Raw genomic sequence first — 26111 nt, 5'->3', positions numbered from 1 at the left:
CCTTGTTGGGCGCACAAAGATCGTTCTGGTAGTCTAAACAATGCACTAAATTGATTTTCATTGGAAAACAGGTCGGACACAGCATGACAGGCAATTCCCTCAAATTCGGTACAAGCGGTCTCAGAGGGCTAGCGACCGAGCTTAACGGATTGCCTGCTTATGCCTATTCGCTGGCATTTGTGCATATGCTGAAATCGAGGGGCAGCCTGAACGCAGGCGACAAGGTGTTTGTCGGTCAGGATTTGCGACCATCGAGTCCTGATATCGCAGCGCTTGTAATGGGCGCGATTGAAGATGCAGGCTTCACATCTGTTGATTGCGGTGTATTACCCACACCCGCTCTGAGCTATTATGCTATGGCGCAAAATGCGCCATGTATCATGATCACCGGCAGTCATATCCCGGATGATCGCAATGGATTGAAGTTCTATCGCGCCGATGGCGAGATCGATAAGGATGATGAAGCCGCAATAAATGCGGCTTATGCTGCCCTCCTGTCTGATATTTCATCACGGAAAGCAGTTGGCTTGTCCGTAAGCGACAGCGCAATCAACGCCTATGCTGAGCGCTACATCGAGCTTTTTGGCAGTGGCAGCCTCACAGGACTGAAAATCGGCATCTATCAACATTCATCGGTGGCGCGCGACCTTCTCACCAAAATCCTTGGCGCACTTGGTGCGGAAACGGTAGCACTTGGCCGCTCCGATATTTTTGTGCCTGTCGACACAGAGGCGCTACGCCCGGAAGATATTCGCCTTCTTGCCGAATGGGCGCAGCAGGACCGTTTTGACGCCATCGTCTCAACCGACGGCGATGCAGACCGCCCTCTCATTGCAGACGAGCATGGGCATTTCGTGCGCGGCGATCTTGTGGGTGCCATCACATCTGCCTGGGTCGGTGCCGATGTCATCGTCACGCCAGTCACATCCAATGCAGCACTTGAAGAATGTGGGAAGTTTACCCGCGTTCTACGCACGCGCGTTGGCTCGCCATATGTGATTGCGGGCATGCAACAAGCTCTCAACGAAAACGCAAAAAGCGTGGTTGGATTTGAAGCCAATGGCGGGGTGCTTCTCGGCAGCACCATCGACAAGGATGGTCGACAACTATCCGCTTTGCCTACACGCGACGCGCTTCTGCCAATTCTTGCCTGCCTGAGCACGATCAAGCAAACGCAAACGCCGCTGTCCGAAATCGCGCACAGCTATGGTTTTCGAATTGCATTGAGCGACCGTTTGCAGAATGTGCCGCAAGAAAAGAGCACCGCATTTCTGTCAGTCATCACGCAGGAAGACGCACGCGTTCAGCTTTTCCCAGCGACTGACACCGTTATACGGTTCGAAACAATCGATGGCGTAAAGCTGTTCTTCAAATCAGGGAATGCCGTGCATTATCGCGCGTCAGGAAATGCACCCGAACTGCGCTGCTATGTCGAAGCCGCCAGCGAAGCTCAGGCCAATGAATTATTGACAATGGGACTCGAAATCGCCCGTAACGCAACGAAGGATGCCACCAGCAAATGAGCTTTATCCCGGTTATCATCAGCGGCGGTTCTGGTTCCAGACTTTGGCCGCTTTCGCGCGACGCCCATCCAAAACCGTTCATCGAACTGCCAGACGGCGGCACGCTGATCGGCAAGACCTATGCACGCGCTTCGCACCTTCAGGATGCCGATCAGATTCTCACTGTCACAAACCGCGATTTCCTGTTTCTGACGCTTGATGCCTATGCAGACGCTAAGACGGATACCTCTGCGCGCAAAATCGACAATACATTCCTTCTTGAACCGGTGGGCCGCGATACGGCACCCGCAGTGGCGTTGGCTGCGCTTCAAGCAGCATCGACCTATGGCGCTGACGCGACTTTGCTCGTCATGCCAGCGGATCATCTGATCGAAGATGAAGCCGCTTTCGCAGATGCTGTACTGGAAGCACGCAAACTTGCCGATGCTGGCCGCATCGTCACTTTCGGCATCGTTCCTGATCATCCGGAGACCGGTTTCGGCTACATCGAAGTCGATGGCACGGACGTTCTGCGCTTTGTCGAAAAGCCTGATGCAGCCACCGCACAGACCTATGTTGAGAGCGGCCGCTATTATTGGAATTCCGGCATGTTCTGCTTCAAGGCTCTAACGATGATCGACGCCATGCAGCGCCACGCACCGGAAGTGTTGATCGGCGCCAGATCAGCCCTCGAGCATTCGCGTCGTGGTGTGAACGGCGAAACCAGAACGCTGGAAATTGCCAAGGATCAGTTTGCGGCAACACCTGCTATTTCCATCGACTATGCCGTCATGGAAAAGGCAGACAATATCGCCTGTATCCCCGTTTCCTGTGGCTGGTCCGATATTGGCTCGTGGGCAGCAATGGCAGACCTGATCGCGCCGGATGCTGACGGCAATCGGCTGCGTGGCGAAACGGTCCTTGAAGAAACGACCGACAGCTTTGTTCTTTCGGAAACGCGCCTCGTCAGTCTCGTTGGCGTTCACGATCTTCTGGTTGTCGATACACCGGATGCCCTGCTTGTCGCCCATCGCGATAAGGCACAGGATGTGCGCAAGGTCTTCAACAAGTTGCGTGCTCAAGGCCACGAAGCGGCCAAATTGCACCGCACTGCTCACCGTCCATGGGGCACTTATACAGTGCTGGAAGAAGGCGATGGCTTCAAGATCAAACGTATCGAGGTCAAGCCCGGTCGCCGTCTGAGCCTGCAGGCACATCATCACCGTTCCGAACACTGGATTGTGGTTTCCGGCACGGCAAAGGTCGTCAATGGCGAGCGGGAAATCCTGCTCACCAACAATCAATCGACCTATATCCCTTGCGGCTTCAAGCACCGTCTAGAAAATCCTGGCATTCTTCCGCTTGTCCTGATCGAAGTACAAAGCGGCGAATATCTCGGTGAAGACGACATCGTTCGTTACGATGATATTTATGGGCGCACCTGATCCAGCAACGAAGACGCGAATTGTGATCTGGATCATCTATAAATGGCGGTTTTTAGCAATCGCGAATCCGCTATAGTCGTGTCATGACGATCCAGCACCTAAGCGAAACCATTATCAACCAGATTGCCGCTGGCGAGGTGATTGAACGCCCTGCCAGCGTGATTAAGGAACTTGTCGAAAACGCAATCGATGCTGGCGCAACCCGTATCGAGGTTGTGACCGCGGGCGGCGGCAAGACGCTGCTGCGTGTGACCGACAATGGTTCGGGCATTCCTTCCAATGAGCTGCCACTCGCCGTTTCACGGCATTGCACATCCAAGCTCACCGACGATGTGAATGATATTCGCGCGCTGGGTTTTCGCGGCGAAGCGTTGCCATCCATCGGCTCTGTTTCAAAACTCACGCTGAAATCACGTCCGCAGGACGCCGAGTCCGGCTTTGAAGTAGTGGTCAATGGCGGGCATCTTGATGGCCCTCGCCCGGCGGCGCTTAATCGTGGCACCATTGCCGAAGTACGCGACCTCTTTTACGCGACGCCTGCGCGCCTTAAGTTCATGAAAACGGATCGCGCCGAAGCAACCGCCATCACCGATATCGTCAAAAGGATTGCAATCGCCTTCCCGCAGGTTCGGTTTTCGTTAGCAGGCACGGATCGAACTCCGCTGGAACTTCCGGCCACAGGGAGCGGTGTAGACGCCACCCTTGAACGTATCGGCCAGATACTCGGCAAGGAGTTTTCGGACAATGCGCTGCATATCGATGCCGAGCGCGATGGTGTGAGGCTCGCTGGCTTTGCCGGCATCCCATCGTTTAACCGGGGCAATGCACTGCATCAATTTGCATATGTGAATGGTCGACCTGTTCGCGACAAACAGATTTTCGGAGCGCTACGCGGTGCTTATTCCGATGTCATTGCACGTGACCGGCATCCGGTGGCAGTGCTGTTTCTGACGCTCGATCCCTCTTTGGTCGATGTGAATGTGCATCCCGCCAAAGCAGATGTCCGTTTTCGCGATCCAGGCCTTGTGCGCGGTCTTATTGTGGGCGCCATCAAGCAAGCGCTTGCGCAATCAGGCATACGCCCGGCAACAAGCGGCGCAGAAGCCATGCTGCAAGCGTTCCGGGCTGAAGGGTTCCAGCCACGCGCCTCTACCGGCAATTACGCGGCTCCTGTGTGGCGACCAGCGACACCATCCACACCCCGTACAGAATGGTCGCCGCAAACGGCACACCCGGCACATAAGCCACTAAGTTTTGATAGCCCGCTTGCCTTTCATGAAGACGAGCAGGCAACGATTGTAACAATTCCTGCAGCCGATGCACGCGCCACCATCGCGGAAGCCTCTGTCGAAACGATGCAGAAGCCGCTTGGCGCTGCGCGCGCACAAATCCACGAAAATTACATCGTCGCGCAGACAGAAGACAGTCTGGTCATCGTAGACCAGCACGCAGCGCACGAGCGCCTCGTCTATGAAGCGCTGAAGAATGCGCTCCATTCCCGCCCGATACCGGGACAGATGTTGCTCATTCCCGAAATTGTTGACCTGCCGGAAGAAGATGCCGAGCGACTCACTGCCCATTCTGAAACGCTGGCACGATTCGGCCTTGGTATTGAACAGTTTGGTCCCGGCGCAATTGCGGTGCGCGAAACACCTGCCATGCTTGGCGAGATGAACGTGCAGCAGCTTATCCGCGATTTAGCTGATGAAGTTGCGGAGCACGACACATCCGATGGTCTCAAAGCAATGTTGAACCATGTCGCTGCCACCATGGCCTGCCACGGTTCAGTGCGTTCGGGTCGACGGCTTAAACCTGAAGAGATGAATGCGCTTTTGCGTGATATGGAGGCGACGCCCGGCTCCGGTACATGCAATCATGGACGCCCGACCTATATTGAGCTGAAGTTGACCGACATTGAACGATTGTTTGGCCGACGCTAACCATAGGCTCAAGCATGTCGCAGTTAAATGGATTCATTTAACGTTCGCGAACATGCGACAATTAAAAGAATCTAGAGCGAGCGCCATGGGTGCGATTAAACGCGACACGCTCTGGACGAAGCATTCGCTGCTTGATAGATTCTGGTATCAAGGAATTACACAATGAACAAATTTGAATCACCTCGCTCATCAGAAGCTGTCCTGCGTTATCTCGACGGCGATTTTGAAATCGTAAAGCACGGCTCTTTTGTCCTGTGTGCCGTGACAGGCGCACCTATTCCGCTCGACGAGCTGAAATACTGGAGTGTTGCGCGCCAGGAAGCCTATGCGTCGGGGTTGATTTCCTACGAACGCGAACTTGCACTCAATCCGGAATTGCGGAGCCGCAAGAAGGCTTAGAGGCTGACAATGAGCGGACTTTGTACCGCTCGACCGCCATATCGAGAATATGGCCCAGCGCGTCCTTGCGCTCAAATTGCAAATCAACATCGAGTACGGCCAGTTCGCGCATAAACTCACTCGGCACGTCACTCATAGTCACAAGACGAACATGGTCCTTGGCAGTCGTAATAAGACCCGTTCCAAGCCGGTTCGCTGTTTCAATAAGTTTGCGAATATCATCGGGCTGATAGCTATAGTGGTCCGGGAAGGTTTGACTTTCTACAATCTCACCGCCAGCCTCCCGCACACTTGCAAAGAACTTGGCAGGGTTGCCAATTCCCGCAAATGCCAGCCAGCGATTGCCTGCAACAGCTGAAGAAGACGAAGGCACCAGTTTTGCCTCGTAAATGGCGCGTCCGGCACGCGATGCCTGCCGCACCACGAAATCGGCAGCACTGCCCTTGCCAATGCGCAGCAGAGCATCAGTCTTGCGCATCTGGTCAGTCAATGGTGCGCGCAAGGGGCCTGCGGGAATCACCCGACCGTTGCCTACGCCACGTGTCGAATCAACCACCAGCAGTGAAAAATCGGCATACAGCCGTGCGCTCTGGAAACCATCATCCATGATGATAAAGTCGCAACCGCGCTGGCGTAGTTTCAATGCAGACTTCAGGCGATCCGGGCAAAGCGCGACCGGTGCGTGACGCGCAAGCAGCAGCGGCTCGTCGCCCACATGACGGGCGCTGTCAATGGACGGATCGACAATATGCAAACCTTTGTAATTGCCGCCATAACCGCGTGAAACAATACCGGGCTGTAAGCCGCGTGCCTTGGCAGCCTTTGCAAAGGCAATCGCAGTCGGGGTTTTGCCTGCGCCACCAACAGTAAAATTACCGATGCAGAGAACAGGGGCCGCTATTTTGGGCGGCTCCGCTTTGAGAAGCCGTCGGCCAGCAACAGCACCATAGACCCATGAGAGAGGTGCAAGCCCGTAAGCACGCCAGTCAGGCTTTTCCCACCAGAAGGGTGGCGCCTCGCTCGCCATTCAGACACCGCCGTTGATAAAGGTCGCTTCGTTGCGATTCCCCGGCAACTGCGCCTGCAAGACCAGCGGTTGAATGAATGGCTCGAGCGAATTCAATGTGCGATCCAGCGCGCCGCGCATATCCTTTACCGTATTTGCACCGGCAGTGATCATCGCGCGCAGATGCTGCGGATTATTGAAGAGAAAATTGATCGCGCCAGCGAGCATGTTGCGATCCTTCACTACGCGCGCGCCGCCATTCTTTATAAGCCGCTGGAAGGATTCACGGAAATTCTGGACATTCTTGCCCGTCAGAACTGCTGTGCCCATCATGGCCGGTTCAAGCGGGTTATGCCCGCCTTCCTTGGTCAGTGAATTGCCAATGAAGGCGATCTCGGTGAGCTGGAGATAAAGCCCCATCTCGCCAATCGTATCACCAAGCAGAATATCGGTATCCGCTTCAATAACGTCTCCGCGGCTGCGTGCAGCCACCTTCAATCCCTTTTCGCCAAGCATGGCTTCAATGGCGGGAGCGCGGTTTGGATGACGCGGAACGATGATTGTGACCAGACGCGGATAACGTACCTTCAGCATCTGATGCACTTCTGCCGCTATCTCTTCTTCACCATCGTGGGTAGAGATTGCAGCCCATGTACGACGTCCGGCAATTTGGCGCTGCATGGTTGCCAGCGCCTGCGGATCGGCCGGTGCCGGAGCCGTATCAACCTTGAGATTACCTGAAACGCTGACCGGCCTTGCCCCAAGAGCCCGAAATCGATCGCCATCCAGCTCGGACTGCGCAATCACATGCGCGAAGTTTTCAAACAGCGCTTCCGCCAGTTCAGGACGTTTCTGCCATGAGGCAAAAGAGCGATCAGACAGACGCCCATTGACCAGCACATGCGGAATATGCCGCGCGCCGAGCGAAAGCACGGTGGCTGGCCAAATCTCGGATTCACAGCCTATCGCCAGATCCGGCTTCCAGTGATCAAGGAAATTATTGACAGCCGGTTGCAGATCAAGCGGCGCATATTGATGGATAACCTGATTGCCCAGCTGATCGGCAACGAGTTTCGCCGATGTCACTGTTCCGGTTGTCATAACAATGTGGATACCAGTGGCTGCAATGCTTTCGATCAGCGGCGCAATGGCAACCGATTCCCCAACGCTTGCAGCATGAGCCCATATAACAGGACCTTGTGGGCGCGCTATCGAGGTTTTCCCGTAGCGCTCACCGCGCCGGACGCGTTCTTCCTTGCCACGCGATGCACGATAGGAAATGTAAGCGCCAATGAAGGGATAGGCTGCAGAGCCGAGCATACGATAGGCCGACAACATGTTTCGTGCCCAACGTTCACTCATTTGCCTACCTCCAACGCCGCATAAGCCTTGGTCGTCGCCTCATTGAGTTGGCGCGTCAATTCCATGCGCTTTTCTTCCAGTTGTGCCTCATCGGCATTTTCATCCACCCAGACCGGCTCTCCGCAGACAATTATCGAGCGGCCGAATGGCAACGGAATTGTGGTCTTGTCCCATGTCTTATGCAAAACATGATTCCGCGAAAAAGCATACGCAAAAGGCATAATTGGTCGACCCGATAATTTGGCCAGCAAAATAATTCCTTCGCCCGCTTCACGCGCTTTGCCATGGGCAATATCAGCAATCATCGATGCCGACTGTCCCTTTTTCAGGGCATTCTTCAACGTTAAAAGCGCACGCGCTCCACCTTTTCTGGCAGAATTGCCTTCACCACGCCCACCAGAGCCACGCACTGTGATGAAACCAAACTTCTCGGCAATGCGTGCATTGAGTTCCGCATCGGCACTGCGCGAAAACATGGCCACAACTTCCAGATCATGCGGACGCACCACCGCAGCCATAATGTGCTGGCCGTGCCAGAACGTTATGATTGAGGGACTGTTTTCGCGCAAAAGGGTCTTGATATCAGCAGATCCCTTGAGACGTGGATTAGTCAGATGCACAAATTTCAGATAGCTGGAAATCAACTGCACCAGCACGGATTGTAAGAAAGCCGAACGCGCAAGTGGCCCGCGAATGCGGCGCCACATACGCTTGGCAAATCCATCCGAGCGGCTGCGCGCATCGGCTTTCGATACGCTTTTTTCCTTTGCCATCTGATCTTTGTGCGAAGCAGACAAAAGCGCTTATTCCGCCTTCAGGTCCACGCCTTCCGGATCAAGCAAGCGATGCAGATGCACAATGAAATAGCGCATATGCGCGTTATCGACTGTCTGTTGCGCCTTGGACTTCCAAGCCGTCTTGGCAGTCTCATAATCAGGATAGATGCCAACGACATCGAGGTTATCGAGATCGCGAAACTGGATGGTTCCGAGCTTTTTCAGCTCACCGCCAAATACCAGATGAAGAAGCTGCTTTTTGTCGCCTTCGGCACTCATGACAATATCCCTTGAACAAAAACGCGTTCGACCTGACAAAATCAAATCGCGCATCTCAACATGTTTATCTAACGCACATCTTAGCCCTGAAACCGCTTCACACGTTTCGGGATGCACTTATTCCGGTTCGCAGCATGATTAACTCAATGGCCAGTCCGCGACAACACTCAACATTTCCTGCAGGAGGTTTCCACTGGAAGCAACCAGCGCACCATGTTGCAGTGTAGGTCCACCATAAATGAGAGGCTGAGCGTCCTGGGTCAAGAGCGCTCCGCCCGACTCACTCAGGATGAGATCGGCTGCGGCCAAGTCCCAATCATGCGAATTTGGCCGAATGAAGGTGCCGGCAATATCACCACGTGCCACCATTGCAATACGATAGGCGAGCGATGGCACATAAGGGTGCACCGTCACACGGTCGCGCCAGCCTTCAGGCAAAACATCGACCATTCGCTTTGCCGAAGCCATCGAGATTTTTTCACCCGGTGGAGGCAAGCGGGTTTGAATGGGCATGCCATTTTGCGATGCACCAAAACCTTTTCCTGCCTCAATAACTTCGTTGACCACAGGACATTGCAAAACACCGGCAATCGGTTTGCCGTCTTCCACAATAGCCACGCTCACGCACCACTGGGACTGGCCATTAATAAAGCCGCGTGTACCGTCAATAGGATCGATAACAAACGCGCGACGGCGCTGGGCTGCCGCTCTGTCATCCGTCGTTTCTTCCGAAATCCAGCCATAATCGGGCCGTGCATCAAGCAGCACTTCCTTCAGATAGTTATCGACCGCGAAATCGGCTTCACTGACGGGCGACTGTCCATCCTTCAACCAGACTTCCGGCGATTGGCCGAAATAGCGCATAGCGATACGGCCAGCCTCACATGCTGCATTGCGCAGAAGTTCAAGCTCGTTCTGGATATCTTTGCGTTTCTCAATTTCCGGCAAGGGTCATGCCTTCAATCACAAGTGTTGGAGCCGTCATGCCAAAATTCCGGTCAATATCGGAAGCAGGCGTCATATTGAGGAACATGTCCCTGAGGTTAGAGGCAATCGTCACCTCACTCACAGGATATGCAAGCTCCCCGTTTTCAATCCAGAACCCGGAAGCACCACGGCTATATTGACCCGTGATCATATCAACACCCTGCCCGAATACTTCCGTCACGTAAAAACCAGTACCGACGGAACGGATCAGTGATTCCGGTGTTTCCACCCCCGGTTCAATAGCAAAGTTGGTTGAAGCTGGTGAGACACCTGAACCTGAACGCACACCGCGTCCATTGCCAATCAACCCCAGTTCCCGTGCACTCGAACCTGACAGAAGCCATTGCTGCAACACGCCATTTTCAACCATTGTCAGAGGCTGGCCTTCGATGCCCTCGCCATCAAATGGACGCGACGATGATCCACGAATGCGCAATGGGTCGTCGGTAACATTGATCCCGGCCTTCAAAATCTGTTTGCCAAGGCTGTCGCGCAGAAAACTGGTCTTGCGTGCAACAGAGGCGCCATTGACTGCGCTTGCGAGATGACCCGCAATGCCCCGCGCCAGACGTGGATCAAAAACGACCGTAACCGGACCCGTCTTGGCTTGGCGTGCACCCAGACGACGCACGGCACGCTCACCGGCGCGTCTGCCGATATTTTCAGGTGTGTCGAGATCCGCAAAATGAAGGCGTGAGCTGAAATCATAATCGCGCTCCATCTTGGTCCCCTCGCCTGCAATTGCAGACACCGAACGACCGAAACGCGTTGCAGCATACTCACCCGAAAAGCCCGATGATGTGACCAGCACCAGACCACCCATGCTGCGTGAAGCACCTGCACCGCCGGAGTTGCTCACACCTTGCACAGCACGTGCCGCAGCTTCCGTGGCCAGTGCGTCTTCGGTAAGACGCGCCGTATCGATTTCAATCGCATCGAAGAGATCGAGATCGCGGGGCGCTTTCACCAGCAAAGCCGGATCGGCCAGTTGCTCATACGGATCTTCCGGAGCAACCCGCGCCATGGCAACCGCACGCTCAGCTAATTTGTTGGGATCGCTTCCAGCATTGGCAGAAACACTGGCGATACGTCGCCCAACGAACACCCGAAGAGAAAAATCATCACTCTCGGACGATTCGGTTCCCTCAACCTTGCCAAGCCGAACAGAGACGCTGACCGAGCGCGCTCGGATCACAACCGCGTCAGCATGATCGGCCCCCGCACGCTTTGCAGCAGCCACCAGCTGCGCTGCGCGATCAACCAGTTTCTCCGACGAATTATCTGAAATCATTACATAATCCAAGACTATAGGGGCAAAACGGCACCAAACTGGCAACCACGAGATATAACCAACCGTAATGGGAATTTGCGAAAAAATATCGTCAAATTATTCGACATCGGGCTGATTAGAGCCATATCTTGTTTCTATATTGCCGAAATCCGGGGGCTTCAAGGCAAGCCTGCCACATTCTTCACATTTCAAGAGCACAACATGGTCGCAACTGGCGGAAGTCTTTACTTACAGGCGCTGATGATTCTGGGTGGTGCGATCATCGCTGCGCCCTTATTCAAACGCCTTGGCCTTGGCACCGTTCTGGGCTATCTCGCCGCCGGAATTGCGATCGGTCCCGTTGCACGCCTTATCTCGGAAGGCGAGGAACTGCTGCATTTTTCGGAGCTCGGCGTCGTCTTCCTATTGTTTATAATCGGACTTGAACTGAAGCCATCGCGGCTCTGGTCGTTGCGCCATGCAATTTTCGGCCTGGGTGCTGCTCAAGTCTTGCTTACAGGCTCGGCATTGGCAGCCCTGGGCGTCTATCTTGCCGGGCTGGAGACGAATGCGGCAATCATCATCGGCTTCGGCCTGGCGCTGTCCTCAACGGCATTTGCCATGCAGGTGTTGGAAGATCGCGCGGAGACTAACCAGAAGCACGGGCAGCGTGCCTTCGCTATCCTGCTGTTTCAGGACCTCGCCATTGTTCCTATTCTGGCAATCATTCCGGCACTGTCTCCCAATGAACCTTCACAGGCCAGTGCGGGCTTTCATCTGGCGACAGCCATTGCCGCGATTATCGCACTGGTGATTGCCGGACGCTATCTCATCAATCCGATGTTCCGTATCATTGCCAATACCGGCGCACGTGAAGTGATGATCGCCGCTGCCCTTTTTGTGGTGCTGGGTTCAGCCAGTCTTTTACAGGCAGCAGGGCTATCCATGGCAATGGGTGCATTCATTGCAGGCGTGCTGCTGGCCGAATCGTCTTACAGACATGAGCTTGAAGCAGATATCGAACCTTTCCGCGGAATTTTCCTCGGCCTGTTTTTCGTGGCTGTCGGGCTTTCGCTCAATCTGACTGTGATCCTGCAATACTGGCAGACCATTCTGATGGCGGTGCCGATCTTCATGATCGTCAAGGCGGCGATTATCTATGTGCTGTGCCGCATCTTCCGCTCGAACCATAATGATTCAATCCGCGTTGCATTTCTGCTTCCACAGGGCGGCGAGTTTGCGTTTGTGCTGTTTTCCGCAGCTGCTGCCGCTGCTGTCATTTCAAGCGCGTTAAGCTCAGAGCTTGTCGCCGCCGTCACAGTTTCGATGGCACTGACACCGCTTTCTGTAGCCATTGGCTCAAAGCTGCTGATCAAAGACAAGACCGAAGACGTCATCGAAGAAAACTTCGAAGGCGCTGGCGCAGATGTTCTGATGATCGGCTTTTCGCGTTACGGACAAATTTCCGCTCAGATCCTGCTCGCCGGTGGCATTGATGTGACGGTGATCGACAACTCACCTAACCGCGTGCGTGCAGCCGGAAAATTCGGTTTCCGCATCTATTTCGGCGAAGGCACGCGCAAGGACGTGCTCGAAGCTGCGGGCATCCGCAAAGCCAAAATTGTCGCCGTGTGCACGCATAAGAAGGAAATCACCAACCGGATCGTTAATCTGATCCAGTCGGAATTTCCCGACGTACGTCTTTTTGTGCGTTCCTATGATCGTGAACATACGCTGCAACTTCGCGCTCAAGGTGTTGAATATGAACTGCGTGAAACTTTCGAATCCGGTCTTCTGTTCGGTCAGCGCACGCTCGAAGGTCTGGGGCTTTCGGAAGCCAACGCCTATGCCATCCGCGAAGATGTGCGTCAGCGCGATGAAGATCGTTTGCACGTACAAGCGTCGGAAGGAATCATGGCAGGACGGCATCTGCTCTTCAACAAGCCCGTCACGCCTGAGCCTCTGGTTAAACCACAACGCGAAGGTCAGCGTATTGACAAAGCGGGCGACAGCATCGATGCGGTTGCCAATGTCGATGAAGGAACGGCCTCGGCCGCAGTTGCCGCTGAATAGGATCAGGAAGCGGCAGCGGCGGGCTTGCCACTTAGAACTGCATCGAGGGCAAGTTTCAACTCTTCGCGAATGTCTGCACTCTGCGACAGAATCTGCTCGAACTTCAGAAAATCGAGCAGGCCGATTCTCTCGACATTGGGGCGAAGGAAAATATGCGGCGGGCGATTGCGGAACTTGTTCTCGATGATCGAACACATGGTAAGCTGGTTGGCACCCATGACAGCTTCAATGGTGGTTGGCATATAGTCGTCGGGCCCAACCGGAGCGCCAACAACATCGATACCGATCACGATATCCGCTTTGTCGAAGAGCAGATCGAATGGCACCGGATTGAGCAATCCGCCATCCACCAGAATACGCCCGTTGCGACGCACCGGTCTGAAAACCGGCGGAATAGCACAGGAAGCCGCAATGGCTGAGCGTAGATCGCCTTGTTCGATATTAAGCTCAGTGGCTGCATGAAAATCCGAAGCGGTAATGCTCATCGGGATTTTCAGCTCTTCCACATTTTCGGGCAGTGCCGCCGGTAAAAAGACGTCCAGTATCTTTTCGATGTTGAACTGGCTGACGCGGAAACCGCCTTTCAGCAGCTCCACCCAACGTTCAGGACGCGCCTGCCACATACGGCGGGCGACTTCCGCACGACGATTAAAAATCGCCGCCATATATTCATGAATTTCCTTGCCGCTCATGCCGTTCGCCATTCCAGCACCGACAATCGAGCCAATGGATGAACCGGCAATTGCTACTGGCTTTATACCCAGTTCGTCCAACACTTCGACAATGTGGATATGAGCTATACCGCGAGCACCGCCGCCGCCAAAGGCGACGGCGATACGTGGTGATGTCGGTACGGTTATATCCATGAAACTTTCCTCACGGCATATAGGCTTACGACTGGGCTGGGCCAAAAATCAGAATTGCAGGTTCAGCTTCCAAAAGCTTTTTGGCAATAGCTTTCACCTGATCGAGCGTCACGGCATCAATCAGTTCAGCGCGCCTGTCGATGTAATCACGATCAAGCCCGGCTTCCTGAAGGCCAACAAGTGTGTCGGCAATCGACACCGAGGAATCGAGATTGTTCACCGCATAAGAGCCCTTGAGATAGCTCTTGGCTGCAGCAAGCTCAGCTTCAGTCGGACCGTCATTTGCCATCGCAGCGACTTGCTCACGAATGATCTTGAGCGATTCCTGCGCCTTTTCAGGTCGTGTTGCAGTCGAAATCGTCAGCGCCGATACGTGATCACGTAGCGCCATCGACGATGACACGGAATAGGCCAGACCGCGCTTTTCACGCACTTCCGCATAAAGGCGCGACGTAAACCCGCCACCCAGAATATGGTTCATCAGATAGGAAGCGAAGAACTCCGGATCTTTACGTGGAACTGCCGGATAGACAAAACTGATCGATGTCTGCGGCATATCAAAACTAAGGCTCGTCGTCGTGCCGAGCGCGAGTTTCGCATCGGGCACTGGCACCAGCTCAGCATTTGCTGGCAGATCGCCGAATACCTTGTCGAGCATTTCGCCAAGATCCTTGGCGTTGATCGAACCAACAACGCCGATCGTCAGGCGATCACGAGCAAAGTTCTTGCGATGGAAATTGACAAGATCTTCGCGGCTGATTGATTGCAGCGACTTGATCGTACCTTCGTCCGGGCGACCATAAGGATGGCTGCCATAAAGAACTTCGGAAAACTTGCGCGAGGCAATGGTCGAAGGATTGCGCTGCGAAGCTTCGAGGCTTGCAACCACCTGCTGACGAATACGATCAATCGCATCCTGATCAAAGCGTGGCTTGTTAACGGCAAGCGCCAATAGGCCGTTCACTGCATCACGGTTCTCGGCAAGCATACGGATATTGCCGGAAACCGAATCAGGAGAAGCCGAGAAGCTCATTTCTGCACCAAGATTATCGATGCGTTCCTGAAAACTGTCGGAATCAAGATCCCCAGCACCTTCATCGAAAAGACCCGTCATCAGATTGGCAAGACCTTCTTTGCCACTCGGATCTTGCGACGTGCCACCCTTGAACGAAAACCGCATGGAGATAAGCGGTACGGAACTGTCTTCAACCAGCCAGGCTTTGATACCCTTTGGCGAAACGACTTCCTGAATCTCGATTGCGTATGCCGGAAGGTTCAGAACCACCAGCAACATCATGGATGTTGCCAGTGCTATCGTTGCCGTCTTTGCACGATTAACATTCAACGCAATAGCTTTGCTCACTGGATTGCTCCTCCCGCGCCATTCTCACCTGCATTGCCAGCGGCAGCATTGGGATTTTCACGTGCATTTTCAGGATCGGTATCCGGCGGCAGCAAGTAGCTCGTCACCGACTGGTCTTTTACCAGATAGCGGCTCGCAGCATCCTTTATCTGCTCGACAGTGACACCCTTGATAACATCCGGCCATTTCTGAATATCTTCAATGCTCTGGCCAATGGAGAGCGTGGAGCCGTAAATACGGGCCATGCCGGACTGACTGTCACGCGCAAATGTGACAGCTTTCAGGAAGCGATTGCGGGCTTGATCGAGTTCGGTCTGTGTCACGCCATCCTTGATTATACGTGCAACTTCGGCATCAACGGCCTTTTCAACATCGGCCAGCGTCTTGCCGTTTTGTGGTGAACCATAAACCGAGAATGTACCGTCATCGAGGGGATCGCCATCATAGCTTGCACCCGTATTGGATGCGATGCCCTGCTTGACGATCAGCTCCTGATAAAGACGCGAGCGGAGCGAGCCGCCGAGAATTTCGCTCAAAAGATCGAGCGCTGGCGCATCGCCTGCCTTCACATTCGGAAAGCGCTTCTCGTTGGAATAAGACGGCACCAGCCACGACACCCGGAACGATGACGTGCTCACACGATCATCATGCAGCGTCACAACGCGCGCTGCGTGCTTGACCGGCTCCTGCGGACGCTCGCGCGGCAGAACCTCGGCGCGCTTGGGGATTGTGGCCCAGGTCTTCATGACAAGATCGCGCACGCGTTCAGGTGTCACGTCACCGGCAATCACCAGCGTTGCATTATTCGGGGTGTAATATTGCTGGTAGAAATCAACCGCATCCTTGAGGCTGAGTTTCTCCATTTCCTGTCGCCAGCCAATCACAGGCACACGATAAGGATGATTGTAAAAAAGCACAGCGTCTGTGTTTTCCATCAGCATTGCTGCGGGATTTGAATCCACACGCATACGACGCTCTTCAAGGATAACCTCGCGCTCAGTCGTTACCGCCTCTTCGTCGAGCACCAGATTGGCCATGCGGTCCGATTCATAGCCCATCACCATTTCTAGTGCATCGGGCGCGACACGCTGGAAATAGGCCGTGTAGTCATAAGAGGTGAACGCGTTTTCCTGACCGCCAATGGCTGCGATCTTCGCGGAAAACTCGCCAGCCGGATAGGTTTTGGTGCCCTTGAACATCAGGTGTTCAAGAAAATGCGCAATACCGGATTTGCCCGGTGCCTCATCAGCCGACCCCACATGATACCAGATCATCTGCGTGACCACCGGGGCGCGATGATCAGGAATAATCACGACCTTCAACCCGTTTTCGAGGGTAAAGCTGCTGATATCTTCGGATTTCGTGATTTCTGGCAGATTTGTTTGTGCCTGAGACTGGGTAGCCTCAGTTGCAGCTGCCGGTGCGGGCGTCTGCGCCTGAACCGAGCCCGTTGCAAGTGGCAGAGCCAACGCCAAACCAAGGGCGGTGGACAACAAAAAGTGCCGGAGTGAGGGGTTATGCACCAAACGACATCTCCAATCAGTTTCATTCCGCCCTGACAACTTTGAAATGTCTGGCGAGCGGCAAGATCCAGAGCATTTCCTATCTAAGATGAATAGGTAGAAATGCTCTATTTATTTGTTTCGCTCATGTCTTTATCCCAAAATCGGTTCCCATTTTTGGGAGACATGCTCTATATTCAAAATTCACTGTGCTTCCGAAACCGGCGCTCCGGTTTCGGATAAATCTCTAGTCCGCTTTCAACTGTATCAGCCGGATGATGGTGCCACCATAATTCCGCTCTTCATGAACGACGAATCGTTCATCCAGTTCAAGCGATGCTTCCGCATCTTCTTCAAGCACGAGAAGTGCGTCAGGATTAAGCCAACGGCCTTCAAGTGCTGATAAAAGTGCCTTTTCGCCCATGCGGCGGCCGTAGGGCGGATCAGCAAAAATCAGATCGAACGGTTCCATCGTGCCTGCTTCACCAAGCTTACAGGCATCGCGGCGTAAAACCTTGGTCTGGCCCTGCAGACCAAAAGCTTCGATGTTCTGACGAAGAATGCCGCGCCCTTCCGCCGACTCTTCGACAAAAACGGCATAGCGGGCGCCGCGAGAAAGCGCTTCAAGGCCGAGCGCGCCTGTACCTGCAAAAAGGTCCAGAACACGCCCGCTTTCAACCTTGTCCGGGAAGCTGTGTGCGAGAATATTGAATAGGCTTTCCCGCGTCCGATCTGTGGTCGGACGAATAGAATTTGTGGTCGGTGTGACGAGCGCGCGCCCGCGGAATTTACCGCCGACGATCCGCACCGCCGCCCCCTGGCTTGCCACCGCGTGGCTTTCCATCACCAGATCTTCCGTTGCCTGGCTTGCCACCCGAACCGCCACGATCCGGCCCCTTGCCAAAGCCGCCTGGCCCCTTCGACGGGCCACGACCTTCGCCGCCACCAGAGCGCGGACCGCTGCTGCGTGGGCCACGATCGGCATTACCGCCACCGAAACGACCTTCGCTGCGTGGACCCGAAGGCTTACCGAAGCTACGGCCTTCATATCCGCCCGATGATCTTTCGCCGCCTTCGTTCTTCAGTTCAGCGCGCTCGCGCTTGCCCGGACGACGCTCTTGCTTGCGATCATCACGGCCTTCCGGACGTGGTGCACGAGGCTCGTAACGGCCTTCTGGTCTGCCTTCCGAACGGCCTTCAAAACGGCGCGGGCGATCATCACGACCTTCTTCACGACGCTGATCACCATCTCCAAAACGACGTGGACGCGACTGGAAATCACCTTCCGCACGAGGAGCGCGAGGTCCTGAACGGCTATCCGAGCGTCCCTCAGGACGATTTCCGGAATGGGAGCCCTGTTTATCAAAACGCCCTTCTGAGCGGCGGGGACGGTCATCACGGCCCGCTTCACGACGCTGATCGCCATCCTCGAAACGGCGTGGACGCGATTTGAAATCACCTCCCGAGCGGCTGGCGCGTTCACCACGAGCCGTAGCACGCGCGGCTTTTTCTGCCGCAGCTTTTTCACCCTGTGGACGGGCACCTGGTGCCATCCAGACATTGCTATTGCCACGGCGACGCGGCTCAACCTTGTCTTCTTTCTTTTCTTCACGCTTGCGACGCTCTGGCTGACTGGAGATCCATTCGCGTTCACGCGGCTGACGACGATATTCGCCTTCTGGCTCCTGCTGCTCCATCTCACGACGCGTGCGGCCCTGCACAACGGTGTTGGAGAATTCGTTCAGAACTGGCGCATCGAAATCCGCGCCCGATTCTTCAACGAGCTTTTCACCAAGCTGATCACGCAGAATGCGTCCCCGAATTTCACGAACCGCACCCTCTTCAAGATCGCCGAGCTGGAAAGGACCGAACGAAACGCGGATCAGGCGACCGACCGTTAGACCAAGTGCGCCAAGGATGTTCTTGACTTCGCGGTTCTTACCTTCGCGCAGACCGATAGAAATCCAGACATTGGCACCCTGCTCGCGCTCAAGCGTTGCTTCGATGCTGCCGTAAAAAACGCCATCGACAGCAATACCGTCCTTCAGTGCATCAAGCTGTACCTGCGTGACCTTGCCGTGGGCGCGAACGCGATAGCGGCGCAGCCAGCCGGTGGAAGGCAGTTCCAGAACGCGCGACAGACCACCATCATTGGTGAGCAGAAGCAGACCTTCGGTATTGATGTCGAGACGGCCAACTGAAAGTACGCGCGGCATTTCCGGAGGAAGTGCCTCAAAAACAGTCGGACGGCCTTCCGGATCACGATTGGTGGTCACAAGACCCGCAGGCTTGTTGTAGAGCCAGAGACGTGTGCGTTCCGCCTGCTTCAACTGCTTGCCATCAACCGTGATGACGTCGGTGCGCTTCACGTTCACCGCGGGGCTTTCAAGCACCTTACCGTTTACAGAGATGCGGCCCGCCGCAATCATGGTCTCTGCTTCGCGGCGCGATGCAATGCCTGCACGTGCCAAACGCTTAGCGATGCGCTCGCTGGTATCTTCACCCTCTTGCGTGTCGCGCGATCCGAACTTACGCGGACCTCCGCGATCGTCGTCACGGCGCGGCCTATCTTCACGTGGGCCCGAACCTCGCTCGCCGCGTTCACCGCGACTGCTGCTTGGGCGACTGCTGCCGGAGCGATCGCCTCGGCCTTCACCACGTCCATGCGGGGGGCGTCGACCGCCCTTGTTATCGTCTTCAGTGCTCATCTGGTATTGGCCTTTCAGCAGCGCCGCCGTGTCGTCTTTCGCACCTTGGGGGTTGGCAAAGAACCGTCCGGTCAAGAACGCTGTATAAATCCGTTTACAAATCGGTTTTGATTTCGTGACTTATGCAGTAACAAATCGCTCAATGGCTTGCGAGCGAAATTTCCCTGTCCAGCGCACGAAATGAGGTTGGCTTGAAAAAGGTTGCAAACATTTCACGCCCAAAAGTGGCGACACCGATGGAGATTGCGCTTGAAGAGGCAAAATCTGCAGCCCTCCGCGGTGAGGTGCCCATTGGTGCGGTCATCGTGCATGAAGGCACGATTATCGCCCGGGCTGGCAACCGTACGCGGGAATTGAACGACGTTACCGCCCATGCGGAAGTGCTTGTAATTCGTCAGGCAGGAGAAGCACTTAACTCCGAACGCTTGCTCGACTGCGATCTCTATGTGACGCTTGAACCCTGCGCGATGTGTGCCGCTGCAATCTCGTTTGCTCGCATACGCCGTCTTTATTATGGCGCCGCTGACCCTAAAGGGGGCGGCGTGGAATATGGGCCGCGTTTCTACACACAGCCCACATGCCATCACGTTCCAGAAATTTATGCGGGCTTCTCCGAAGAGAAAGCCCAGAAAATTCTCCGGGATTTTTTTCGCGAAAAGCGATGAGTGAAGCTTAATTTACCACCCGATGTCCCATCATGTGGCGCAGAGTATTATCACGCAGCGCAAAATGATGGACCAGCGCCATCAGCACATGTCCGACAATAACGGCAAGCAATACCCAGCCAAGAAGACCGTGAAGCGCGTTGCCCGGCGCGGTTAATGCTGCGTTCTGCACACCAGTCTGTTCGAATAGCTGGATGCCGAAGACCGAAAAGCCACGGCCATTGCCATAGCTCCGGAGTAGTGCAAGCGCAGGCACTGCAAACATAAGCGCATAAATCACCAGATGACCGAAGCCCGCAAGCTTACCCATCACACCCGGCTTATGCGGACGACTGGAAAGATTTAGCACCCCCCAAATTCCACGCAGCAGAACGAGCACCAGCAGAGAAAAGCCAATCGTGAAATGCGCTGACCAAAAGAAGTTATAAAGCGGCGTTTCTTTGATAAATACGCGCAGGATAGCAGATATGAACTGCCACAGAAAAAGCGCGGCCATCAACCAATGAAACATACGGCTGACGACGCCGTAACCATTGGGGCCATCCCAAATTGAATTTGTCTTATTCATTACTATACCTTACATCCCGAAAAGCTGCAGGATACGCTTTGCCAGAATGCTTTCGTTGATTGAAATCAAATATTGTTCAGAATAGCCAACATTAAAAATATTTAATATTGTAGATCCGTTACTACGGAGCAGTTCCGACTTCATGACAGAAAATTGGTAGTGATATAAAAAAGAAGCCGGAAGAAAAAATCTTCCGGCTTCCGCAATTATGAAAATCTATACTATGTATATCAATTCCAGGGCAGCAGATCGCGCCAGCTCTTGCCGCCACCGCCAGCTGCTTTCTTGCGCTCGCGTTCTTTCTGCGCCTCATCCTGCCCCATGTCACCAACAGCTGCTGTAGATGCAGGCTGACGGTAACCAAGTGGCGGCTCGCTCAGATAGCGGCGATTGGTTGATGTACCTTGTGTCTGCTCTGCACGCTGTTTCTTCAGCTCAGCAACCTTGGCTGGATCGAAGGTCGGCGTGCGCGATTCATAATCTTCGCGACGGCTGGCACCGCTTGGCAATGAAGCCCGGACGTTGCTTGCAACAGGTACGTCCTGCTCAACAGGCGAAACGAAGTTTGGATTGTCGCGGTTTGCGGTGATTTCATCACGCAAGCGCTTGCGGCGTTGTTCTGGCGATTCTGGCCATGATGGATCGCCCGCACTTGCAAGACTTTCCTGTGGAGCTGGCAACACACCCTTGTCACCCTCTCCCGGACGCACAAGATCAGGTCGTGGCTTGTAATCAATACGGTCTTTTTTCTTGCCCTGACCAAAGCTTGCCATGTTCGACACGTCATCGAGAAGCTGCGCATTCGCAGTTTTGTCGGTTCCGTAGGTCGGCGACGATACACAACCAGACAGCGCGAGGCCCGCGACTGCCGTCATCAATACCAGAACTCGTCCTTCAATCTTCATTAGCGCCACTTCTTTTACGCCTGTCGATTTTCTCTTCGTCAAAGGCTTCTTTTCAACCCTTGCCGCAAGAAACCGGCAACTCCAAGGCAGATTGCAAGTTTATCTCAAGGAGAGCCTTGTACATGAGAGCATCTCTACGGGCAATCGCGATATTAACCGCTATTTCACCATGTCCTCACTTTACAAGGCAAGCCCTGAAGCGAAAAACCCGGATGCACACCGCAGCCGGGCCTTTGATTATTATGCCGAAAGCTTGCCGAGAGCCTTCAACTCGTGAAGGGCTGCCGCATCACGGGCCGAGACTTCCGGGAATTCCGGGTCAGAACCGACATCCGTGGTGTATCGCCACGAACGCGCGCACTTCTCACCTTCTGCACGAACCGGAACAACTGCAACGCCCTTCACGTCATCCAGCGTGAAGGCGTCAGCAGGTGCTGCAGCATCAGTCACATTGATGCCACTGGTGATGCAGATTTCAGCGAAATCCAATCCTTCAAGCGAATCGACAAGGCTCTTGTCGGCGATATAGACAACGGGCGCTGCCTCCAGAGAAGAACCGATGCGCTTATCCGCGCGTTCCAGTTCCAAAGCGCCCGTAACGACCCGGCGAACATTACGAACCTTGCGCCACTTTTCAGCCAGCACATCGTCGCGCCATTCGGCAGGCGTCTTGCGGAACTGTTCCAGATGCACCGAAACAGATTGCGGATAGCGGTCGAGCCAGGCTTCTTCCATTGTGAAAGGCAGCATTGGAGCAAGCCAGGTTGTCACGCGGTCAAAAATTGCGCGAACAGTCTGAAGGGCTGCCTTGCGGCGGACGCTCGATGGTGCATCGCAATAAAGCGCATCCTTGCGGATATCGAAATAGAAAGCCGAAAGCTCGACATTCATGAAGTCGATCAGAGCGCGGGCAATCCGCTTGAAATCAAACGCGTCATAGCCCGAACGCACGACTTCATCGAGCTCCGCCAGACGATGCAGCATCAGGCGTTCGATTTCCGGCAGTTCTGCATGCGGAACATTTTCGCCTTCATCATGGGCGAGCGTGCCCAGCATCCAGCGAATGGTATTACGCAGCTTGCGATATGCATCGATATTGGTCTGGATGATGCTTTTGCCGAGGCGCTGATCTTCCCAATAATCGGTCGTCATGACCCATAGACGGAGAATATCCGCACCCGAATCCTTGATGACGTCCTGCGGCGTGACAGTGTTGCCGAGCGACTTCGACATCTTCTTGCCGTTCTCGTCCATGGTGAAACCATGGGTGACGACAGCATTGTAAGGCGCACGGCCACGGGTTCCGCAGCTCTCCAGCAGCGACGAGTGGAACCAGCCGCGATGCTGGTCGGAGCCTTCGAGATAAACGTCCGCTGGCCATTTCATGTCCGGACGATCTTCCAGCGTGAAAGTATGCGTCGAACCAGAATCGAACCACACGTCGAGAATGTCGCGAACCTGTGTCCAGTTTTCGTTGGAACGGCTACCGAGGAAACGCTCACGCGCACCGTCCGCAAACCATGCATCCGCACCTTCTGCCTCGAACGCTTCAAGGATGCGCTTGTTCACGGCATCGTCTTGAAGGATGTTGCCTTCCTCATCTGCAAACACGCAGATCGGCACGCCCCATGCGCGCTGACGCGAAAGAACCCAATCCGGGCGACCTTCGATCATAGCACGAAGACGATTCTGACCGGCAGCCGGCACAAAACGCGTATCTTCAATCGCTTTCAGCGAGCGCGAACGCAGTGTGGTGCCATCGCCGAGGTTCTTGTCCATATAGACAAACCACTGTGGCGTGTTGCGGAAGATAACCGGCTTCTTCGAGCGCCATGAATGCGGATAGGAATGCTTCAGACGACCACGTGCAAACAGCTTGTCAGTCGCGATGAGCTGTTTGATGACAGCATCATTCGCATCGCCCTTCTTGCCGTTATCATCGATGACACGCGCAGGCCCACCTTCGCGATCCGGACCAAAGCCCGGCGCATCCTTGGTGTAATAGCCATCATCGCCGACCGGGAACGGGATGCTCGGATCAATGCCGCGCGCTTCCAGCTCACGTGCGTTGTCCATCCAAGCTTCAAAGTCTTCGCGACCATGGCTTGGAGCGGTGTGCACGAAGCCAGTACCGGCATCGTCAGTGACGTGATCGCCAGAAACCAGCGGCACGACGAATTCGTATCCGCCGCCAAAGCCCTTGAGCGGGTGATCGAGTACATTCTTGGAAAGCTCTTCGCCGGTCACATCGCGAAGGCGCTTAAACTCAAGCTTTGCCTTCTTGGCGCATTCGTCAGCCAGTTTATCAGCGAAGATAAGCTTTTCGCCGGGACGTGGGCCAAAATCATTTTCAGCAGCTGTGACTTCATAAAGGCCATATTCGACACGCGTCGAATAGGCCACGGCACGATTGCCCGGAATGGTCCATGGAGTTGTAGTCCAGATAACCACGGAGCTCCCGGCAAGATCGCCAGAACCTGCGACCGGGAACTTCACCCAGATCATATCCGACTCAATGTCGTGATACTCGACTTCGGCTTCTGCAAGGGCTGTGCGTTCGACAACCGACCACATGACAGGCTTCGACCCACGATAAAGCTGGCCGGTTGCAGCAAACTTCAACAGTTCACCAGCAATCCGCGCTTCCGCGTGGAAGTTCATGGTCGTGTATGGGTTTTCAAAATCGCCGCAGATTGCGAGGCGCTTGAACTCTTCCGACTGGATCTTGATCCAGCCAGCCGCAAATTCACGACATTCCTTGCGGAATTCGTTGATTGCAACTTCGTCCTTGTTCTTGCCCTGTGCGCGGTATTTTTCCTCGATCTTCCACTCGATCGGCAGGCCGTGGCAATCCCAGCCCGGCACATAATTCGAGTTGAAGCCGCGCATCTGAAATGAGCGCGTGATGACATCCTTGAGGATCTTGTTCAGCGCATGACCGATATGGATGTTGCCATTTGCATAAGGAGGGCCGTCATGCAGCACATAAAGCGGGCGATCCTTCGCGTCTTCACGCAGCTTTTTATAGAGGTTCATTTCCTCCCAGCGCTGTACAAACAGAGGCTCGCGCGCAGGCAGTCCCGCACGCATTGGAAACTCGGTCTGTGGCAGATTGAGAGTTTTGGAATAGTCGATCTTGGCAGTCGTCTCGGTCATTTTATTACTTGCCTGTCAATCCCGCGCAGCAATATGGCGGGCGAAAATGCTGAAAGTTCAGGAGGCTGCAACATACAGCCGGGAAAATTCAAAAGGCTGCGAGGCACAGCCGGTCGTTCCCGGACCTTCCTGCCATGCATTGCGTTTCACGCAACGCCATCAAGGCTTAGAGGAAGGCCGGGCCAATAATTCGTATGGCCGCGATGATATGCCGAAAATCCGTCATCATGGGCACGCTTTTAGCAATGACCTTCGCAGGAATAAAGAGGCAGGACGCAATAAACTTGCAGCCCTGCCCTCCAAAACTTTACAGATAGAGCCTGCCTCCCAAAAGTGAGAACCGGTTTTGGGATAGAGACATGCGTAAAAACAAATGGATAGAGTGTTTCGATCAGTCGAGCGAGAAATCGAAGCGGTAGGTCGCAGCAATACCAACCATAAACTGATCACGTGAACCGTGCTGTTTCACAATGCTCGAGTCCTTTGCCGGACCCTGAAGACGGCTATATTCACCAAACAGGCTGGTATCGATTTTGTCGGTTGCTTTCCATGTAACCGCGCCACCAACACCGACCGATTCCCAACCGCCACCTGGACGATATTCCTTAACGCCAGATGCAACCGCTTCCTCAGCCGTCACACCATAATAGGTTTTAAAATAGTCTTTGGACGCGAAGGTCGCGCGTGGGCCGGCCGAAACGCGGATCACTGGCGTCACGTCATAGAATGCGTCTGCTGCAACATCGGCAACGACGCCCTTGTGGGCGCGAATACCCTGACGCACTTCGCCACGGAAACGCAGCCAATCGGTTGGATAGACGTCTACGAAGCCACCGGCTTCACCGCCGAATTTGGTTTCGTGAAGGCCATCAATATCGGTATCGCGCTTGAACAGAAGCTTGCCCGTCGCACCGACACGAAAGCGATCCGTATCGATCACCGCAAAGGAGACGTTGTCGTTACGCGAAGAGAAGCGCTCGGCTTCACCCTGACGACCGAGCGAGACCAGCGGCTGCGCCGAGAATTTATATTTGTTGGAACCTTCGAACTTCGGAGCAACAAGGCCAGCCGCACCGACCTTGAGATACCAGTCACCTGACCAGAAGTACTTGCGGGCGGGCTTCACTTCCTCAGCCGCATATACGTCCGTTTGCTGCATATCCGCAGCAACGACCGACAAAGGACCTACGAACAATGCTGCGCCTGTAACAAAGGCAAGAGGGACAATACGCGTCACATGAAACTCCGATGAACAGTGGCCCGTAAACTTTGCGGGCATTTAACACTGTTTGAACGGAATATGTAAAATTAAACTTAAATCTCAGGTAGAAATTACTAC

The 26111-nt window shown here is 54.5% G+C and carries 22 protein-coding genes; 7 read left to right on the top strand and 15 right to left on the bottom strand.

Translation table 11 applies throughout. The features are described 5' to 3' along the window. Positions 1-83 precede the first annotated feature (83 nt). The 4 genes from C9380_RS19665 (at position 84) to C9380_RS19650 (ending at position 5286) form a co-directional block, all read left to right on the top strand. Positions 84-1523 carry a phosphomannomutase gene (locus tag C9380_RS19665; RefSeq protein ID WP_128094368.1) on the top strand — a complete coding sequence of 480 codons (1440 nt, stop codon included), beginning with the start codon at positions 84-86 and terminating at the stop codon, positions 1521-1523. Beyond that, positions 1520-2947 carry a mannose-1-phosphate guanylyltransferase/mannose-6-phosphate isomerase gene (locus tag C9380_RS19660; RefSeq protein WP_128094367.1) on the top strand — a complete coding sequence of 476 codons (1428 nt, stop codon included), beginning with the start codon at positions 1520-1522 and terminating at the stop codon, positions 2945-2947. The genes C9380_RS19665 and C9380_RS19660 overlap by 4 nt, the downstream gene beginning before the upstream one ends. Positions 2948-3030: 83 nt before the next feature. Continuing rightward, a complete protein-coding gene (mutL, locus tag C9380_RS19655) occupies positions 3031-4887 on the top strand; it encodes a DNA mismatch repair endonuclease MutL (RefSeq protein ID WP_100557744.1) in 1857 nt (618 codons plus the stop codon). Between the two features lie 162 nt (positions 4888-5049). Continuing rightward, on the top strand, positions 5050-5286 hold the full coding sequence (locus C9380_RS19650; protein WP_024897758.1) for a DUF2093 domain-containing protein: 237 nt from the start codon (positions 5050-5052) through the stop codon (positions 5284-5286). Here the strand turns inward: C9380_RS19650 and lpxK are convergent. The 6 genes from lpxK to C9380_RS19620 form a co-directional block, all read right to left on the bottom strand. After that, positions 5252-6313 carry a tetraacyldisaccharide 4'-kinase gene (lpxK, locus tag C9380_RS19645; protein ID WP_128094366.1) on the bottom strand — a complete coding sequence of 354 codons (1062 nt, stop codon included), beginning with the start codon at positions 6311-6313 and terminating at the stop codon, positions 5252-5254. The two genes, C9380_RS19650 and lpxK, sit on opposite strands and share 35 nt — an antisense overlap. Then, positions 6314-7654, bottom strand: coding sequence for a lipid IV(A) 3-deoxy-D-manno-octulosonic acid transferase (waaA, locus tag C9380_RS19640; RefSeq protein ID WP_024897756.1), 1341 nt, complete (start codon positions 7652-7654; stop codon positions 6314-6316). Then, positions 7651-8427 carry a lysophospholipid acyltransferase family protein gene (locus C9380_RS19635; protein ID WP_024897755.1) on the bottom strand — a complete coding sequence of 259 codons (777 nt, stop codon included), beginning with the start codon at positions 8425-8427 and terminating at the stop codon, positions 7651-7653. Before C9380_RS19635 ends, waaA begins: the two co-directional genes overlap by 4 nt. A gap of 30 nt (positions 8428-8457) precedes the next feature. Beyond that, positions 8458-8709 (bottom strand): DUF4170 domain-containing protein, encoded by a 252-nt coding sequence (locus tag C9380_RS19630; protein ID WP_024897754.1) that lies wholly within the window; start codon positions 8707-8709, stop codon positions 8458-8460. A 138-nt stretch (positions 8710-8847) separates the two neighbouring features. Continuing rightward, on the bottom strand, positions 8848-9657 hold the full coding sequence (locus C9380_RS19625; protein WP_128094365.1) for a 3'(2'),5'-bisphosphate nucleotidase CysQ: 810 nt from the start codon (positions 9655-9657) through the stop codon (positions 8848-8850). Next, on the bottom strand, positions 9644-10987 hold the full coding sequence (locus C9380_RS19620; protein ID WP_128094364.1) for a TldD/PmbA family protein: 1344 nt from the start codon (positions 10985-10987) through the stop codon (positions 9644-9646). Before C9380_RS19620 ends, C9380_RS19625 begins: the two co-directional genes overlap by 14 nt. Positions 10988-11188: 201 nt before the next feature. Between C9380_RS19620 and C9380_RS19615 the strand changes: the two genes are divergently transcribed. After that, positions 11189-13039 (top strand): monovalent cation:proton antiporter-2 (CPA2) family protein, encoded by a 1851-nt coding sequence (locus C9380_RS19615; protein ID WP_128094363.1) that lies wholly within the window; start codon positions 11189-11191, stop codon positions 13037-13039. A 2-nt stretch (positions 13040-13041) separates the two neighbouring features. Here C9380_RS19615 and C9380_RS19610 read toward each other — a convergent pair whose 3' ends face one another. The 5 genes from C9380_RS19610 to C9380_RS19590 all read right to left on the bottom strand — a co-directional run bounded on the left by C9380_RS19610 (position 13042) and on the right by C9380_RS19590 (position 19478). After that, positions 13042-13905 carry a patatin-like phospholipase family protein gene (locus C9380_RS19610; protein ID WP_128094362.1) on the bottom strand — a complete coding sequence of 288 codons (864 nt, stop codon included), beginning with the start codon at positions 13903-13905 and terminating at the stop codon, positions 13042-13044. 25 nt (positions 13906-13930) lie between these two features. Further along, on the bottom strand, positions 13931-15202 hold the full coding sequence (locus tag C9380_RS19605) for a M16 family metallopeptidase (protein ID WP_247877591.1): 1272 nt from the start codon (positions 15200-15202) through the stop codon (positions 13931-13933). Positions 15203-15264: 62 nt separating this feature from the next. After that, positions 15265-16791 (bottom strand): M16 family metallopeptidase, encoded by a 1527-nt coding sequence (locus tag C9380_RS19600; RefSeq protein WP_128094360.1) that lies wholly within the window; start codon positions 16789-16791, stop codon positions 15265-15267. 226 nt (positions 16792-17017) lie between these two features. After that, a complete protein-coding gene (rsmD, locus tag C9380_RS19595) occupies positions 17018-17578 on the bottom strand; it encodes a 16S rRNA (guanine(966)-N(2))-methyltransferase RsmD (RefSeq protein WP_024897747.1) in 561 nt (186 codons plus the stop codon). Next, complete coding sequence (locus C9380_RS19590) at positions 17559-19478, bottom strand: pseudouridine synthase (RefSeq protein WP_128094359.1); 1920 nt, start codon at positions 19476-19478, stop codon at positions 17559-17561. Before C9380_RS19590 ends, rsmD begins: the two co-directional genes overlap by 20 nt. Before the next feature lie 236 nt (positions 19479-19714). Here C9380_RS19590 and C9380_RS19585 point away from each other — a divergent pair, with 236 nt between their 5' ends. Then, positions 19715-20143 carry a nucleoside deaminase gene (locus tag C9380_RS19585; RefSeq protein ID WP_374844449.1) on the top strand — a complete coding sequence of 143 codons (429 nt, stop codon included), beginning with the start codon at positions 19715-19717 and terminating at the stop codon, positions 20141-20143. Between the two features lie 7 nt (positions 20144-20150). On the opposite strand, the gene C9380_RS19580 is transcribed toward C9380_RS19585, so the two are convergent. The 3 genes from C9380_RS19580 to ileS form a co-directional block, all read right to left on the bottom strand. Continuing rightward, a complete protein-coding gene (locus C9380_RS19580) occupies positions 20151-20711 on the bottom strand; it encodes a cytochrome b (protein ID WP_128094357.1) in 561 nt (186 codons plus the stop codon). Positions 20712-20941: 230 nt separating this feature from the next. Further along, a complete protein-coding gene (locus tag C9380_RS19575; RefSeq protein ID WP_024897743.1) occupies positions 20942-21616 on the bottom strand; it encodes a hypothetical protein in 675 nt (224 codons plus the stop codon). Positions 21617-21856: 240 nt separating this feature from the next. Then, positions 21857-24772, bottom strand: a complete 2916-nt coding sequence (gene ileS / locus C9380_RS19570) for an isoleucine--tRNA ligase (RefSeq protein ID WP_128094356.1) — start codon at positions 24770-24772, stop codon at positions 21857-21859. Here ileS and C9380_RS19565 point away from each other — a divergent pair. Beyond that, positions 24753-25109, top strand: coding sequence for a hypothetical protein (locus C9380_RS19565; protein ID WP_128094355.1), 357 nt, complete (start codon positions 24753-24755; stop codon positions 25107-25109). The two genes, ileS and C9380_RS19565, sit on opposite strands and share 20 nt — an antisense overlap. Positions 25110-25163: 54 nt before the next feature. Here the strand turns inward: C9380_RS19565 and C9380_RS19560 are convergent, their stop codons facing one another. Further along, the gene (locus C9380_RS19560; protein ID WP_247877574.1) at positions 25164-26009 is read right to left on the bottom strand and encodes a MipA/OmpV family protein; all 846 of its coding nucleotides are present in this window, start codon (positions 26007-26009) and stop codon (positions 25164-25166) included. Between the last annotated feature and the right edge of the window lie 102 nt (positions 26010-26111).

This window comes from Brucella pituitosa (assembly GCF_003049685.1).
In the GTDB taxonomy this organism is placed as follows: domain Bacteria; phylum Pseudomonadota; class Alphaproteobacteria; order Rhizobiales; family Rhizobiaceae; genus Brucella; species Brucella pituitosa.
This window is presented reverse-complemented; position numbering and strand designations above follow the sequence as displayed.

What these genes read in the sequence shown, in the direction of transcription:
- C9380_RS19605 (WP_247877591.1), bottom strand. Translation starts at nt 15,202, where the DNA reads ATGATGTTGCTGGTGGTTCTGAACCTTCCGGCATACGCAATCGAGATT.
- C9380_RS19665 (WP_128094368.1), top strand. Translation starts at nt 84, where the DNA reads ATGACAGGCAATTCCCTCAAATTCGGTACAAGCGGTCTCAGAGGGCTA.
- lpxK (WP_128094366.1), bottom strand. Translation starts at nt 6,313, where the DNA reads ATGGCGAGCGAGGCGCCACCCTTCTGGTGGGAAAAGCCTGACTGGCGT.
- waaA (WP_024897756.1), bottom strand. Translation starts at nt 7,654, where the DNA reads ATGAGTGAACGTTGGGCACGAAACATGTTGTCGGCCTATCGTATGCTC.
- mutL (WP_100557744.1), top strand. Translation starts at nt 3,031, where the DNA reads ATGACGATCCAGCACCTAAGCGAAACCATTATCAACCAGATTGCCGCT.
- C9380_RS19650 (WP_024897758.1), top strand. Translation starts at nt 5,050, where the DNA reads ATGAACAAATTTGAATCACCTCGCTCATCAGAAGCTGTCCTGCGTTAT.
- C9380_RS19575 (WP_024897743.1), bottom strand. Translation starts at nt 21,616, where the DNA reads ATGAAGATTGAAGGACGAGTTCTGGTATTGATGACGGCAGTCGCGGGC.
- C9380_RS19630 (WP_024897754.1), bottom strand. Translation starts at nt 8,709, where the DNA reads ATGAGTGCCGAAGGCGACAAAAAGCAGCTTCTTCATCTGGTATTTGGC.
- C9380_RS19590 (WP_128094359.1), bottom strand. Translation starts at nt 19,478, where the DNA reads ATGAGCACTGAAGACGATAACAAGGGCGGTCGACGCCCCCCGCATGGA.
- C9380_RS19635 (WP_024897755.1), bottom strand. Translation starts at nt 8,427, where the DNA reads ATGGCAAAGGAAAAAAGCGTATCGAAAGCCGATGCGCGCAGCCGCTCG.
- ileS (WP_128094356.1), bottom strand. Translation starts at nt 24,772, where the DNA reads ATGACCGAGACGACTGCCAAGATCGACTATTCCAAAACTCTCAATCTG.
- C9380_RS19585 (WP_374844449.1), top strand. Translation starts at nt 19,715, where the DNA reads ATGGAGATTGCGCTTGAAGAGGCAAAATCTGCAGCCCTCCGCGGTGAG.
- C9380_RS19610 (WP_128094362.1), bottom strand. Translation starts at nt 13,905, where the DNA reads ATGGATATAACCGTACCGACATCACCACGTATCGCCGTCGCCTTTGGC.
- C9380_RS19660 (WP_128094367.1), top strand. Translation starts at nt 1,520, where the DNA reads ATGAGCTTTATCCCGGTTATCATCAGCGGCGGTTCTGGTTCCAGACTT.
- C9380_RS19580 (WP_128094357.1), bottom strand. Translation starts at nt 20,711, where the DNA reads ATGAATAAGACAAATTCAATTTGGGATGGCCCCAATGGTTACGGCGTC.
- C9380_RS19615 (WP_128094363.1), top strand. Translation starts at nt 11,189, where the DNA reads ATGGTCGCAACTGGCGGAAGTCTTTACTTACAGGCGCTGATGATTCTG.
- C9380_RS19620 (WP_128094364.1), bottom strand. Translation starts at nt 10,987, where the DNA reads ATGATTTCAGATAATTCGTCGGAGAAACTGGTTGATCGCGCAGCGCAG.